This window comes from Arthrobacter hankyongi, assembly GCF_022012395.1.
Taxonomy (GTDB): Bacteria; Actinomycetota; Actinomycetes; order Actinomycetales; family Micrococcaceae; genus Crystallibacter; species Crystallibacter hankyongi.
The window spans coordinates 216,673-229,227 of the sequence record NZ_JAKLTQ010000004.1; the positions used below are offsets into that span (position 1 = coordinate 216,673).

At 67.2% G+C, this 12,555-nt stretch carries 14 protein-coding genes; 10 read left to right on the forward strand and 4 right to left on the reverse strand.

Features of this window, described 5'->3' with window-relative positions:
* The first annotated feature begins 30 nt into the window (after window positions 1–30).
* The 6 genes from LVY72_RS08680 to LVY72_RS08705 all read left to right on the forward strand — a co-directional run bounded on the left by LVY72_RS08680 (window position 31) and on the right by LVY72_RS08705 (window position 5,877).
* Entirely contained in the window at window positions 31–1,047 is a 1,017-nt protein-coding gene (locus tag LVY72_RS08680; RefSeq protein ID WP_237819767.1) for a fumarylacetoacetate hydrolase family protein, read from the forward strand.
* A complete protein-coding gene (locus LVY72_RS08685; protein WP_237819769.1) occupies window positions 1,044–1,652 on the forward strand; it encodes a cupin domain-containing protein in 609 nt (202 codons plus the stop codon). The genes LVY72_RS08680 and LVY72_RS08685 overlap by 4 nt, the downstream gene beginning before the upstream one ends.
* Window positions 1,649–3,619, forward strand: a complete 1,971-nt coding sequence (locus tag LVY72_RS08690; protein ID WP_237819771.1) for an acetoacetate--CoA ligase — start codon at window positions 1,649–1,651, stop codon at window positions 3,617–3,619. The genes LVY72_RS08685 and LVY72_RS08690 overlap by 4 nt, the downstream gene beginning before the upstream one ends.
* Window positions 3,620–3,724: 105 nt before the next feature.
* Window positions 3,725–4,711 (forward strand): VOC family protein, encoded by a 987-nt coding sequence (locus tag LVY72_RS08695; RefSeq protein WP_237819774.1) that lies wholly within the window; start codon window positions 3,725–3,727, stop codon window positions 4,709–4,711.
* 127 nt (window positions 4,712–4,838) lie between these two features.
* A complete protein-coding gene (locus tag LVY72_RS08700) occupies window positions 4,839–5,135 on the forward strand; it encodes a hypothetical protein (RefSeq protein WP_237819776.1) in 297 nt (98 codons plus the stop codon).
* A 301-nt stretch (window positions 5,136–5,436) separates the two neighbouring features.
* Entirely contained in the window at window positions 5,437–5,877 is a 441-nt protein-coding gene (locus tag LVY72_RS08705) for a hypothetical protein (RefSeq protein WP_237819779.1), read from the forward strand.
* A gap of 232 nt (window positions 5,878–6,109) precedes the next feature.
* Here the strand turns inward: LVY72_RS08705 and LVY72_RS08710 are convergent, their stop codons facing one another.
* Together LVY72_RS08710 and LVY72_RS08715 are read right to left on the reverse strand one after the other, a co-directional pair.
* A complete protein-coding gene (locus LVY72_RS08710) occupies window positions 6,110–6,487 on the reverse strand; it encodes a hypothetical protein (protein ID WP_237819781.1) in 378 nt (125 codons plus the stop codon).
* Window positions 6,488–6,496: 9 nt separating this feature from the next.
* Complete coding sequence (locus LVY72_RS08715) at window positions 6,497–7,129, reverse strand: hypothetical protein (RefSeq protein ID WP_237819784.1); 633 nt, start codon at window positions 7,127–7,129, stop codon at window positions 6,497–6,499.
* Between the two features lie 271 nt (window positions 7,130–7,400).
* Between LVY72_RS08715 and LVY72_RS08720 the strand changes: the two genes are divergently transcribed.
* The 3 genes from LVY72_RS08720 to LVY72_RS08730 all read left to right on the forward strand — a co-directional run bounded on the left by LVY72_RS08720 (window position 7,401) and on the right by LVY72_RS08730 (window position 9,219).
* The gene (locus LVY72_RS08720) at window positions 7,401–8,201 is read left to right on the forward strand and encodes a hypothetical protein (protein ID WP_237819786.1); all 801 of its coding nucleotides are present in this window, start codon (window positions 7,401–7,403) and stop codon (window positions 8,199–8,201) included.
* Between the two features lie 219 nt (window positions 8,202–8,420).
* Window positions 8,421–8,873: an SRPBCC family protein gene (locus tag LVY72_RS08725; RefSeq protein WP_237819789.1), complete on the forward strand. Its 453-nt coding sequence runs from the start codon at window positions 8,421–8,423 to the stop codon at window positions 8,871–8,873.
* A gap of 172 nt (window positions 8,874–9,045) precedes the next feature.
* A complete protein-coding gene (locus LVY72_RS08730; RefSeq protein ID WP_237819791.1) occupies window positions 9,046–9,219 on the forward strand; it encodes a CsbD family protein in 174 nt (57 codons plus the stop codon).
* 74 nt (window positions 9,220–9,293) lie between these two features.
* On the opposite strand, the gene LVY72_RS08735 is transcribed toward LVY72_RS08730, so the two are convergent.
* Together LVY72_RS08735 and LVY72_RS08740 are read right to left on the reverse strand one after the other, a co-directional pair.
* Window positions 9,294–10,583, reverse strand: coding sequence for an ammonium transporter (locus LVY72_RS08735; protein ID WP_237819794.1), 1,290 nt, complete (start codon window positions 10,581–10,583; stop codon window positions 9,294–9,296).
* A gap of 170 nt (window positions 10,584–10,753) precedes the next feature.
* Window positions 10,754–11,464, reverse strand: coding sequence for a hypothetical protein (locus LVY72_RS08740; protein WP_237819797.1), 711 nt, complete (start codon window positions 11,462–11,464; stop codon window positions 10,754–10,756).
* Window positions 11,465–11,544: 80 nt separating this feature from the next.
* Here LVY72_RS08740 and gluQRS point away from each other — a divergent pair, with 80 nt between their 5' ends.
* The gene (gluQRS, locus tag LVY72_RS08745; protein ID WP_237819800.1) at window positions 11,545–12,486 is read left to right on the forward strand and encodes a tRNA glutamyl-Q(34) synthetase GluQRS; all 942 of its coding nucleotides are present in this window, start codon (window positions 11,545–11,547) and stop codon (window positions 12,484–12,486) included.
* Window positions 12,487–12,555: the final 69 nt, after the last annotated feature.

Below are 12,555 nucleotides of genomic sequence, written 5' to 3' on the forward strand. Positions count from 1 at the left end.
ACATTAAAGAAGTAACCCAAGGGAGGGTCCATGAAACTGGGACGGATCGCCGTACCAACACCCGACGGAAAGCAGATTCGACTTGTTGCGGCGCAGCCGGAGCAGGGGCGGGTCGTCGACCTCGCCCGCGCCTACGCGTTGACGCTGCAGCGGAAAGCGGCCGAGCCGGAGCGCGCCCGGGCGATCGCCCTGACGGTGCTGCCCGGAAGCCTGTCGGCGGGAATCGGGGGCGGCACCGCCTTCCTCGACGCCGCACACGCGGCGCTGGCGGCGGCCGATGATGCATCGCTGCCGATCGATGAGGTCTCCTGGCGCGCTGCCGTGGACTCGCCGGTCATTCGTGACGGGCTGACCTTCGAGCAGCACATCCAGAACTTCCACCGCATCGTCGCCAAGGCACAGCCGGCGCGCTCGATCTACCAGCGCCCCGGGTATTTCAAGGGCACCACCGCGAAGTCGTACGGCCTTGACGAGATCCTGCCGTACCCGGACTTCACCGAGGCCCTCGACTGGGAACTCGAGGTCGGCTACGTCATCGGTAAGTCCGGCAGTGACCTCACCCCGGATCAGGCGCTCGACCACCTCTTCGGGATCACCATCTTCAACGACTTCAGCGCCCGCGACGTGCAGGGCATCGAAATGCCGATCGGCATGGGCCCGCAGAAGAGCAAGGATTTCGCCTACGGCATCGGTCCCTGGGTGGTCACAATGGATGAGATCGACTCGATCGAGGGACTCAAGGGTCAGGTCCGCGTCAATGGGGAGGTGCTCTCTGACACGAAGGTCGAGGACTTCGTCTACACCCCCGCCGAACTGCTGGCGTACGTATCCATCGCCGACCGCCTGCAGCCGGGCGACATCATCGGCTCCGGCACGATGGGCTTCGGCGCCGGCGTCGAGATTGGCCGGTTCCTGCAGCCCGGTGACGTCCTTGAGCTCGAGCTCGAGGGCGTCGGCACCCTGCGAACGCCCGTATCCACGGAACGCGAAAAGGCCCCGTGGTGGCCCGAGCCCCGTCCCTACCCGCACGAAGGGTGGCAGGCATGACGACGAGACACCCTGTCCGCCGTGTTGTGACGGGACACGACGACCAAGGGCGCGCCATTATCCTTTCGGACGGACCCGCGCCGAACCACTGGTCCTCCGACCAGATTCCAGGCTTCGGCGCCACCGTCCCCTGGCTGACCACCGGTTCCATCGACCACGTCACCGACGAGGATCCGGCTGCCGCGGATACGGACATCCCGAGCTTTCCCGGCGCGGGCGAGACCATCCTGCGCATCGCCGACTTTCCGCCGGACTCTGTCTACCCGGACGAAGCCGGCTCGGTAATCTTCAGCGAAATCGACGGTCACGATGAGGCCGAGGCAGGTTCGGAGCACAGCAGCGGAAAGCACTTCTGGTTCCACCGCACTGACTCGCTGGACTATGCGGTCGTCCTCGACGGGGAGATCACCCTCCTGGTCGACGAGGGCGAGGCAACGCTGCGCGCGGGGGACGTGGCCGTGCAGCGCGCCACGAGCCACGCCTGGTCGAACCGCACGAACAAGACCGCCCGGGTCCTGTTCGTGCTCATCGGAACGGAGCCTTTGTCGGCGTCCGAAATCGCCGTCCGGCGTCGAGCGCTGTCCGAAACCTTGGAGCGCACGTGATCGTCGACGCACACGCCGCAGACGGCGAAGTGATCTGGCAGCCCGACCTCGCCGGGAATGCGGAGACCGGAATCGAGCGATTCACCCAGTTCCTGCGTACGCAGGGTGTTGAGGCAGGCCCGCGGTACGACGACGTCTGGCAGTGGTCGGTCGATGACCCGGAGCGGTTCTGGGAACTCTTCGCACAGTTCGCAGGAGTTGAGCTCGGGGGTCCCGACGGGCCGGTCTGCACCGCGGACTCCATGCCGCACACGCGCTGGTTTCCGGGGCGCACGGTCAACTTCGCCCGGCACCTGCTCGAGGGCCATGACGGGACCGCCCTGATCGCGGTCGCCGAGGACGGGGCACGCGAGGAGGTCACCTGGGACTCGCTGCGCCGGGAGGTGGCCTCGCTCGCGCAGCATCTGCGCGCGCAGGGTATCGGCCCCGGCGACCGGATCGTCGCAGTGCTTCCCAACGTTCCCGAAGCCGTCGTCGGACTGCTCGCTGCCGCGTCGATCGGAGCGCTCTGGTCCGTTTGCGCGCCGGAGTTCGGTGCAGGCGCGATCGTCTCGCGGTTTGCCCAACTGAATCCGAAAGTCGTGATCGCCGCGCCGGGCTACCGGCTCGGCGGGAGGGACCGCGACCGCCGTCAAGAGCTCGGCGCGATCTTCGCCCAACTCCCGACCGTGGAACACATCATCTGGGTGACGCGGCACGCGTCCACCCCGGTGATCGAAACTCCGATGCCTGCGGCCAGCTGGGCGCAGGCCGTGGCCGCACCGGCAGATCCCGCGTACGCGGATGTCGAGTTCAGCCACCCCCTGTGGGTCCTCTTTTCCTCGGGGACGACGGGCATTCCGAAGGGTATCGTGCACGGGCACGGCGGTGCACTGCTCGAGGAGATGAAGATGCTCCTCATCCACTCCGACCTGCGGCCGGGGGACCGGTACCTCAACGTGGCGTCGACGAGCTGGGTGCTGTGGAACTCGCTCATTTCCGCCCTCGGCGTGGGCGCGACGGCGGTCCTCGTCGACGGCAACCCCACGTTCCCCTCGGTCGACCGGGTATGGCAGACTGTTGCCGCCGAGAAGGTCGCGGTCCTCGGGGTGGGCGCCGGCTTCATCCACGCGTGTGCGAAGAGCGAACTGATGCCGATGCGCGAACACGATCTGTCTGCGCTGCGGTGCCTTCAGGTCACTGGCTCTCCTCTCTCGACCGATGGCTACCGCTGGGTTTACGGCCAGGTCGGCGACATCTGGCTGAGTTCAATGAGCGGCGGCACCGACATCGCCTCGATCTTCGTCGGCGGATCACCGACGCTGCCTGTCCGCGTCGGCTACATCCAGGCCCCGGCCCTGGCCGTCCGGGTCGAATCATGGGACGAAGCGGGCAATCCCACCACCGGAAAGGGCGAACTCGTCGTCACCAAGCCGATGCCGTCAATGCCGCTTCGGTTCTGGGGCGACGACGGCACCCGGTACCACGACAGCTACTTCTCCACGTATCCGGGAGTGTGGCGGCACGGCGACTACATCGAGTTCACGCGGCACGGCATCCTTATCCACGGCCGTTCAGACTCGACCCTCAATCGCAACGGACTGAGGCTCGGCTCGGCCGACATCTACACGGCCGTCGAGTCGCTTCCGGAAGTCGCAGAGGCACTCGTGGTCGGCGCGGAACTGGGCACGAACTACTACATGCCCCTGTTCGTCAAGCTCACCGAGGGCACCGAACCTGCCGCGGCGGAGGAAGCGATCACTAGGTCCATCCGTGACAACCTGTCCGTCCGCTACCTTCCCGACGAGATTGTCATCATGCGGGCGATTCCCCACACCCGCACCGGGAAAAAGCTGGAGGTGCCGGTGAAGCGGCTCCTGCAGGGTGTTGCGCTCAGCGAGGTCGCGGATCTGGGAGCGGTCGACGACCCTGAACTGCTGGAAGAGTATGCGCGGTTCGCCATCGCCCGGGAGGCCGTGCCCCAGTAACCCACTTTGCCAGGCCAGCCACACAGCACGGTATTGGGCCCTCATCCTCACGGCACTGTCGACGCTCTTCCCATGTTTGTTGCCCTCCCCACAATGGGCAGATCCGTGGAATACCCCGCCGTGTCGGCAGGTTTCGCCACTGTGCCCTCTTCTGTCCCAGCCCAGTCCAAGTCCCGTTTCCGCGCCGCCATCATCATCGGGGCACTGCTCGTCCTTGCCGCCGGCGGCACCTGGTGGGCGGTGTCCGCCAACGGTACGGACGACGCACCGGTGGCCTCGGTCCTGCCGGCCGGCACCCGGATGGGGCCGGTCCACCTGGACCCGATGCGCGCCTATTATGTGGACGCCCTGGGGCTCGGCGTGCTCGACGAAACGGATTCCGCGGTGACCCTGGGCGCGGGTGGGCGGGAGGTTCTGTCCATCACCGAGGACGTCGACGGAACGCCCGACGCACCAACGCAGGCCGGCCTCTACCACTCGGCGTTCCTTTACGAGGATGAGGCGTCCCTTGCCGCGGTGCTCGCCAAGGTGGCCCGCACCGCACCGCAGAGCTTCCAGGGCAGCGCGGACCACGCCGTCAGCCTGGCGTTCTATCTGGGAGACCCCGACGGGAACGGCGTCGAACTCTATGTCGACCGTCCCGCGGACGAATGGGACTGGAAGGACGGCAAGGTCGTCATGGGATCGGCTCCACTGGACCCGAATGCGTTTATCGCCGAACACCTCGCGGGCCAGGACGCCGGCACCCCGGATATCGGCCACGTCCATTTGCGGGTGGGTGACCTGGACCAGGCCCGGGCGTTCTACGCCGACACGCTGGGCTTCGCGGTGACTTCCGAAACGAACGGGGCGCTCTTCTTCGCCGCGGGCGGGTACCACCACCATGTCGCCACGAACACGTGGATGAGCAATGGGGCCGGTGCACGCACCAGCGACCTGGGCCTGGGGTCTTTCACGGTGGAGTTCGACGACGGCGGGATCGCGAAGCTGAAGGAGCGGCTCGACGCCCAGGGCGTAAACCACCGGAACGTGGATGGCGTGCTGGTGACCGAGGACCCGTGGGGAAACACCGTCCGCTTCACCGCGCCGTAGTACCGGCGCGGGTTCGACGCGCACGGTCAAGGGTGAGTCCCGGCAAACTTTTCCGAAGCTTTCCTCCGTTGTCTTCTGCCCGGCACGGGGCCACCATAAGAAGACCCCCACCACCGAAGGAGCAGCCATGGACAGCTCAGCCTATGGAATCGTGCATTTCTTCCCGGGCGGCACCCGCGAGCAGTACGAGGCCTCGCTTGCCGCCGTTCATCCGGGCGAGGGCCAACTGCCTGCCGGCCAGATTTTCCATGCCGCCGGAGAGTCCGAGGGCGGATGGAGAATCATGGCGGTTCATGAATCGAAAGAGAGCTGGGAGCAATTCCGGGACAACATTCTGTTGCCGCGGTTCAAGGAAGGTATCGAGGGCGGATTCACCTCCATGCCCGAGGAGACGGTGATCGACGTCTACAAGCTCTTGCCCTAGCAGCATCCCGGCGGCCGGCCGGTCTGGTACCTGTACGCCAAGCCGAATGCCGAACGGCTATATCGGCTGATCCGGTCCACCTGCAGGCCGCCAAAAATTCACCTCCAGTATGCCCGCTGCAGCCTGTGGCAGCCCGGTCCGCGGTTGACCCGGCAGTTGGACATGCCTAACGTCTAAACCGTGCGCACAACAAGGCAGTGGTCATTCCCACGAGTTTCTCGCTGAAACGTTTGACCAGCGCAGCTGCCGCATCCCAAATCGAGTCAGGGCACCTCGGTGCCCAGGATAGAAGAGGTGAGACATGCGTAAGATGATGACTTTCGTGGCCGGTTCGGTGCTGGCGCTGGGCGGAGTGGCCGTCGCGGCTCCGGCCCAGGCCCACGAGTCCCGTCAGGACACCGGCCGGTCCGCATCCGTGCAGTACGACAACAAGTACGAGAAGCACCACTACAAGCACAAGCACGGCAAGTCGTACAAGGGCTACAACAAGTGGCACGACCACCGCAACGGCTGGTGGTACGGCTCCTGGTGGCAGAACGAGGAGTTCCAGGACTGGCTGACCGACTGGCACCAGAAGTGGCACCAGGACAATGACGGCACCCCAGGCATTCCCGGCGGTGACGGAACCACAACCCCCGGCGACGGGACGGTGGAAACTCCCGGTGACGGCGGGGCAGTAGTACCCGGCGGCGACGGATCCGCGGAGGCTCCCGGCGAAGACACCCCGGTAGAGTCCTCCTAGCGATGAGGTGCCGGTGCCGGGACAGGAACGTGTCCCGGCACCGGGCCTGCCGGCCCGGAAGACAGCATTGCCCCGGCCGGGGCAGGACCGGGGCAATACCTTGATCCCTCCCGAGGGAGGGGCAGCGGCTCGGCCGGTCATCTTGCGGCTGGGCCGCCCGCTGTCACCATAAGCCCGCCGGCTTGGGAAAAGACGGGAACTGCCGGGCCTTCCCCGACTTGGGCACCCCGGATCACCCGCTTGCCACGATCAGGCACGTCCCCGCCAGGAGCAGCGCCACGGGTGTCATCGTGTACCGCTCCGGCTTGCTGCGTGACACTGCGTTCATAACGACGCCGATGACAAAGTAGGCGGTCAGCACCCAGGCGCCAACCAGCGACACGCCGTCCGGCAGCACGTCGATGAGCTCCGCACGGTCCAGGAGGACCAGGCCGAAAAGCCCGTAGAGCACAATGGACACCACGCTGCCGATCCGCAGCCTGGCGGGCAGCACCTTGTGGGACCCGCCCCAGGCCAGCCGGCCCAGCGGCAGGCCGGCGATCAGGAGCAACTGGAAGACAACCAGGGCGCCGAGGATGATGCAGGCCACGACGGCGGGAAATGTAGTCATGCGCGGATCCTACCGAACCGAAGTTCCGGCAAAGTCATGCCCGGCGGTAGCCGCACGGCGGTAGCGCCGCAGCGCAACTGGGACCGTCCCTGCCCAAAGCAACAGCAGAGGCAGCGAAGCATACGCGGCCGTCATCAGTGGCCCGCTCAGCATGAGGTAGCCGAAGCCGGACACGGCCAGTGCCGCGATGGCCAAGATTGACACGGTGGACAACGTCCGGCCGCGCTGCTTGAGCCGCCTGGCCCGGACGAGCACGAGCAGTATGAGGACTCCGATCACGATCATCTTCGCGCCGTCGAGCATGCTCAGCGCAATCCACCAGTCCCGGGCCGTCACCGGACCCACCGCGGAGCCAAGGAAAAGCGCCAGTTCGCAACCCAGCTGCGCCCACGAAAGCACCGCCGCCGACAGGCCGAGAGCGGCCACGCCGGCGGCGGGCCGAAGGATGCGGGCTAGGGAAACCCCCAGGGCCGCCAGCGCCAGCCCGGCGATCCCGTGCACCAGGATTCCCTGGACGGCGCCGGCGGTGTTTGCCTGGAAGGCAAGCTGGATCCGGGCGCCCGAATCGGAGGAAGCAACAGACGGGCCCCCAAGCGCGAGCCCTGCGATCCACACGGCAATGAATACCAGCGACGATACCAACAGCGCAGGCCACGATGATCTGGGGGCAGTGATTTGCTGAGTCAAGGACACCCTTCAGTGTCGGCAATGAAGCTGGCCGGTATATGAATGGTTGCCAGCATTTCGATGTCCTTAAGAAAACAGCCGGTCCACGCCCGGCGGCTGCTCTTGACCGGCGTTTTCCCAAGCTCCTAGCATTGACACACATTCCGGTGGTATCGAGCCGAGCGGAGCTGCAATGCCGTCCACGGGTGCCGGCCGGGGCCACCGGTCCAAAGCCTGGGTCGCCTCAATGCTTGTCTTGGCTGCCTCATTGGCCGGCTGCGGCGCGAAACCGGCGCCACAGGCAACCGGCACCGCCACCGCCAGCCCCGCGACGTCTGGGCCGGAACCGGTCATCGCGGTCTTTTCGGCTCCCGAGCCCACCTGGGGCGATGTGTCGCTGCCGCCGGAAGTTAAACTAACCGCCGACGAGCTGGCTCGGCTCGGGCAGATGAACGTGCCGGACCAAGCCGCCTGGCTGCAGGAACGCGGAGGCGTCATTGCCGGGAACAGACGCGTCCAGCTGACACTGAAGGCCAACGGCCCGGACCAGGTGCAGGTCACAGGGATCCGGGATGTTTCCGTCTGCAGCGTTCCCCGGCGTGGCACGTTGCTGCGGCTGATCCCCGAAGCCAGCGGCGCGGTGCCCTCGGTCGGGCTGGGGATCAGCGTGGGGGAGAGCGGCAGCGGCGCCTGGACCTCGGACTCATCCGGCGCGCAACGCCCTTACTTTCCGGGAAAGGCAATCACCCTGGCTCCGGACGGGGAAAAACGCCTGCTGGTCGACCTGGTACCTGGCCGGCAGGGTGTGGTCTGCCAGCCCGAGCTCGAGTTGACCGTCGTGGTGGATGGGCGTGAACAACTGCAGCGGATTTCCGGCGAAGGCAAGCTGGTTCCGGTGATGAAGTCGGAGGACGACGGCGCCGAGCGCCAGTACTCGGCGGTATACCTGGGCGGCAGGCTCTGCCCGCAGTACGTCCCGGCGGTGCCAGGGTGGCGGGACAACCCGGACTTCCGGCACGTGTGCGGGTTGGACCGGGTTCCGGCCTGAGCAGCGCCGGATCCGACGGCTGCCGGCGGCCCCGGCGCGGTACTGTCCCGGGCGGGGGCTCCCGGGACAGTACGTTTCCCTCCCGCAGGAGGGGTACGGCGCCGTCGGTTTGCACCGGTAGGCCTTGCCGTACTCGCGAACCTAGGGCAGGCAGGTTGGGAAAACCCGACGGTGGCCAGGTACTTGTTGGTCCAGCGCGCGGACGATACGATCCCTGCCATGCAAAAGCTGCGCTACTCGGTGCGAATCAACGCGCCCGTCCACACCGTCTGGACCACGATGCTGGATGGGGCCACATATCGGGACTGGACCCGGGCGTTTAGCGAAGGTTCCTATTACGAAGGCAGCTGGGACCAGGGCAGCGAAATCCGTTTCGTCGGTCCGGGCGAAGACGGCTCCCTGAGCGGAATGATCGGCAGGGTTGTCGAGAACAGGCCGGATGAGTTTGTCTGCGTTGAGTATTTCGGCCAGATCGTCGACGGCGTGGACGACACCACCAGTGAGGCAGCGAGGCAGTGGGCCGGCGCCCGCGAGGCCTATTCCTTCAGCGAATCCGATGGGGTGACGACCGTCGAGGTGGAACTGGACAGCGAGGAATCGTTCGCGGCCTTCTTTGATGAGGCATGGCCGAAGGCCCTCGAGCGGCTTCGGGACCTGGTTGCGGTACGGTGACCGTCGACGGCGGTGGGACGCTTCGGCGGGACCGTTGGGCGAGGGCGCCGCATCGGACGATCCTGACATTGGCCGGCCGCAATCATCAGCATGCTTAGCTGTTCTGTTAGCATGGAAGGACCGGCCGCCGGTATCCTGCCGGGCGGCCACTCCAACCGAGGGGAGATTGACCATGGGTTTGGATGACAAGGTCGGAAATGCTGCCGAGAAGGCCGGCGGCAAGGCCAAGGAAGCAGCCGGTGCCGTCACGGGCAATGAGCGGCTGGAGGCCGAAGGCAAGGATGACCAGACCAAGGCGGACCTGAAGAATGCCGGCGAGAAGGTCAAGGACGCCTTCAAGGACTAACCGTCGTCGGGTAGGGGGGAGGGGGTGCGGCATGCCGCACCCCCTCCCCCTTTTTCCGGTGAATCCCGGCACGGTCAGGTCCGGCGGGGCGAGCCCAGATCCACCGGCTCTTCGTCGGTGAGGTAGGCGAATTCAGCATGCGCGGCCAGGTCGATGCCGCGCAGTTCGTCGGCGGGGTCGATCCTTAGGCCCATGGTCTTGTCGATGGCCTTGGCGATCAGCCACGTCACGGTGAAGGAATAGGCCAGGACCGCGGCGCTGGCCACGGCCTGGATGCCAAGCTGCCTGAAGCCACCGCCGTAGAACAGGCCGTTGACGCCGTTGGGGGCCGCCGCCGTGGCAAACAGCCCGATGAGGAGCGTGCCGATCAGGCCGCCGACGAGGTGGACGCCGACGACGTCGAGGGAGTCATCGAAGCCGAGCCGGTACTTCCACTCGATCGCCAGGGAACAGACCGCCCCGGCGATGGCGCCGATGGCCAAGGCACCGAGCGGGCTGACGGCCCCGCAGGCGGGAGTGATGGCCACCAGCGCCGCGATCAGGCCGGATGCCGCTCCCATGCTGCTGGCGGCACCCAGCCGGAGCCGTTCGGCCAGGGCCCACGCCAGCAGTCCAGCCGCGGCAGCGACGGCGGTGTTCAGGAAAACGACCGACGCGGACTGTCCGGCGGCGAGTGCGGAGCCGGCATTGAAGCCGAACCAACCCACCCACAGCAGGCCCGCGCCCACCAGGACCAGCGGCCGGCTGTGCGGCTTGCTGTGTTCGCTTTTCGGCCAGCCGGTGCTGCGGCCGAGGACCAGGGCCAGGGCCAGGGCGGCGACACCGGCGTTCATGTGGACCGCCGTCCCGCCGGCGAAGTCGATCGCCTTGATGCCGCTGGCGATCCAGCCGCCGGTGACCGAACCGTCCGCGGAACTGAAGGCGAACACCCAGTGCGCGATCGGGAAGTAGACCAGGGTGGCCCACACGCCGGCGAACAGCATCCAGGCCCCGAACTTCATCCGTCCCGCTGCGGCCCCGGCCACCAGCGCCGTCGTCACACAGGCGAAAAACAGCTGGAAGGCGGCAAACAAGGCGCCGGGCAGGGCTGCATTGGGGTTGTCCGCGAGCAATTGGGACATGCCCAGATATTCGGTCAGGTTGCCGATCAGGCCAAGGCCTCCGACGGAATTGCCGAAGGCGAGCGAGTAGCCGAAGAGTGCCCACAGCACTGCCACCAGGCTGGCCCCGCCGATGCACATCATCATCATGTTCAGGATGCGCCGCGAGCCGACCATCCCGCCGTAGAAAAGGGCCAGCGCCGGGACCATCAGGCAGACAAGCGCGGAACTGGCGAGAACCCAAGCAACATTTCCAGAGTCCATGGATGTTCCCATCTAAAACAGGGCACTAAATGACTATATGGATGCCGGCGGGGAACCGGTGTTGAGGCGCACAGGCGGCCCAGTCCCCATCGCTGCGGCCGCTGCCGTACTCCAGCGATCCTAGGCGCGGCAACTAACCGGTCAGGTTTCGCTGGTGTAAATTCTGTGTTTCACCTCACGCTGCCGCGCGCGGGCTCGAATATCGCCGTTCCGGCCATGAAGAAACCGCGCTGGGGGATCAGCAGACCGCCCAGCCGGGCCTGGACCGGCAGGGCGCCGGGCCGGCCCAGGTCCTGTCCGCGCAGCCGCGCGCTGCTTTCCTTGACCAGCCACAGCCGCTTTGGCCGAACACTGAAGCGCTGGCCGTTGGGGGCAAGGCCGGTCAGCGCGATGCGCCCCGACCGCAGGAGCCGGCCGCCCGTGCTGCCCGCGGCCCGGAGGAATGCCGGGCTGCGCCACAGCTTCTCCGGCAGGGTGCCGGCCATGGCCGAGAAGATGAGGGTCGCCGGGGTGGAGCCGAGGCGGAGCTCCCAGGCCAGGTCCACGTCGCCGCCGATACCGACAGCCAGGTCATGGTCGCCGCGCCAAGTGATGGAGATCGGTTGTACCCAGGTACTGCCGACGGCGCTGCCGAAGTACCGCGGGCAGGACAGGGCAGGGTCGACCGTCACATACATGGCCCAGGTGCCTGCCGGATTGCGCAGCCACACGGAAGTGTAGCCGGGGCCCAGCGAGCTGGCCGGAAAGCGGCGCAGGGCGAGAATGTGGCCGGAACTGAACGGCAGTCCGGTAACCGCGTATCCGGAGAATTGCTCGTCCGGTCCGGACGCGGGCCGGTCAAGCCGTTCCGCGCCGGCGGCGAGGGTGCGGGGAGATTTCATGGCTTCCATACTCCGGTTCCGGCGCCAGTCTAAGCCTGGCTCCGGAACCGGACAACCGGCACGGCCAGTAGGCTGGGGGAGTGAATGCTGCAGTGACCGCCGGGGCCGGGCGTTTTGCGCCCAGTCCCTCCGGAGACCTCCATGTGGGCAACCTGCGCACCGCCCTGCTGGCATGGCTCTTCGCCCGCAGCACCGGCCGGCGCTTCCTGCTCCGGATCGAGGATCTGGACCGGGTCCGTGCCGGGGCCGAGCACCGGCAGCTGGCAGACCTGGCGTCGCTGGGGCTGGCCTGGGACTCGGAGGTCGTGCACCAGTCCGCGCGCCTGGACCGCTATCTGGGAGCCGTCGAGGATCTGCGCGGCCGCGGCCTGGTCTACGAGTGCTACTGCACGCGACGGGAAATCCTCCATGCGCCCTCCGCCCCGCATGCACCGCAGGGCGCCTATCCCGGGACCTGCCGCAACCTGGACGAGGCCGAACGGGCCCAGCGGCGCAAGGTCCGGCCGGCGGCGCTCCGGCTGCGCGCGGACACCGGCAGGTTCACGGTGCGGGACCAACTCCATGGGAACTACACCGGGACGGTCGACGACATGGTGCTGCTGCGCAACGACGGTGTGCCTGCCTACAACCTGGCCGTCGTCGTTGATGACACCGCCCAGGGTGTCGACCAGGTGGTGCGCGGCGACGACCTGCTGAGTTCCGCGCCGCGGCAGGCGTACCTGGCCGGCCTGCTCGGGCATCCGGCGCCGCGGTATGCGCATGTGCCGCTGGTGCTGAATTCGCAAGGCCGCCGGCTGGCCAAACGCGACGGCGCGGTGACCCTGGCGGAGCTGGGGCACCGCGGCCTGGACCCCGCCGCGGTGCGGGACGCCCTGCTCACGTCCTTAGGGCTTCCGGCCGGTCTGCCCGAGGCGGCGTTGCCGGCCTTTGACCCCGCATCCCTGCCCCGGCAGCCGTGGATCTACCACGGCGAACTGACCGGCGACGGCGGTGCGCACGCCGGCGCGCGGCACGGCAGCTGACCGGCACCTGGCCGGCAGCCGACTCCGGTACCGGTGCGGCGGAATGCCTGTCACGGCTGGTGGGCTGTC

Coding starts and splice junctions, on each gene's coding strand:
- LVY72_RS08680 (WP_237819767.1), top strand. CDS start 31: ATGAAACTGGGACGGATCGCCGTACCAACACCCGACGGAAAGCAGATT.
- LVY72_RS08685 (WP_237819769.1), top strand. CDS start 1,044: ATGACGACGAGACACCCTGTCCGCCGTGTTGTGACGGGACACGACGAC.
- LVY72_RS08700 (WP_237819776.1), top strand. CDS start 4,839: ATGGACAGCTCAGCCTATGGAATCGTGCATTTCTTCCCGGGCGGCACC.
- LVY72_RS08705 (WP_237819779.1), top strand. CDS start 5,437: ATGCGTAAGATGATGACTTTCGTGGCCGGTTCGGTGCTGGCGCTGGGC.
- LVY72_RS08710 (WP_237819781.1), bottom strand. CDS start 6,487: ATGACTACATTTCCCGCCGTCGTGGCCTGCATCATCCTCGGCGCCCTG.
- LVY72_RS08720 (WP_237819786.1), top strand. CDS start 7,401: ATGCTTGTCTTGGCTGCCTCATTGGCCGGCTGCGGCGCGAAACCGGCG.
- LVY72_RS08725 (WP_237819789.1), top strand. CDS start 8,421: ATGCAAAAGCTGCGCTACTCGGTGCGAATCAACGCGCCCGTCCACACC.
- LVY72_RS08730 (WP_237819791.1), top strand. CDS start 9,046: ATGGGTTTGGATGACAAGGTCGGAAATGCTGCCGAGAAGGCCGGCGGC.
- LVY72_RS08735 (WP_237819794.1), bottom strand. CDS start 10,583: ATGGACTCTGGAAATGTTGCTTGGGTTCTCGCCAGTTCCGCGCTTGTC.
- LVY72_RS08740 (WP_237819797.1), bottom strand. CDS start 11,464: ATGAAATCTCCCCGCACCCTCGCCGCCGGCGCGGAACGGCTTGACCGG.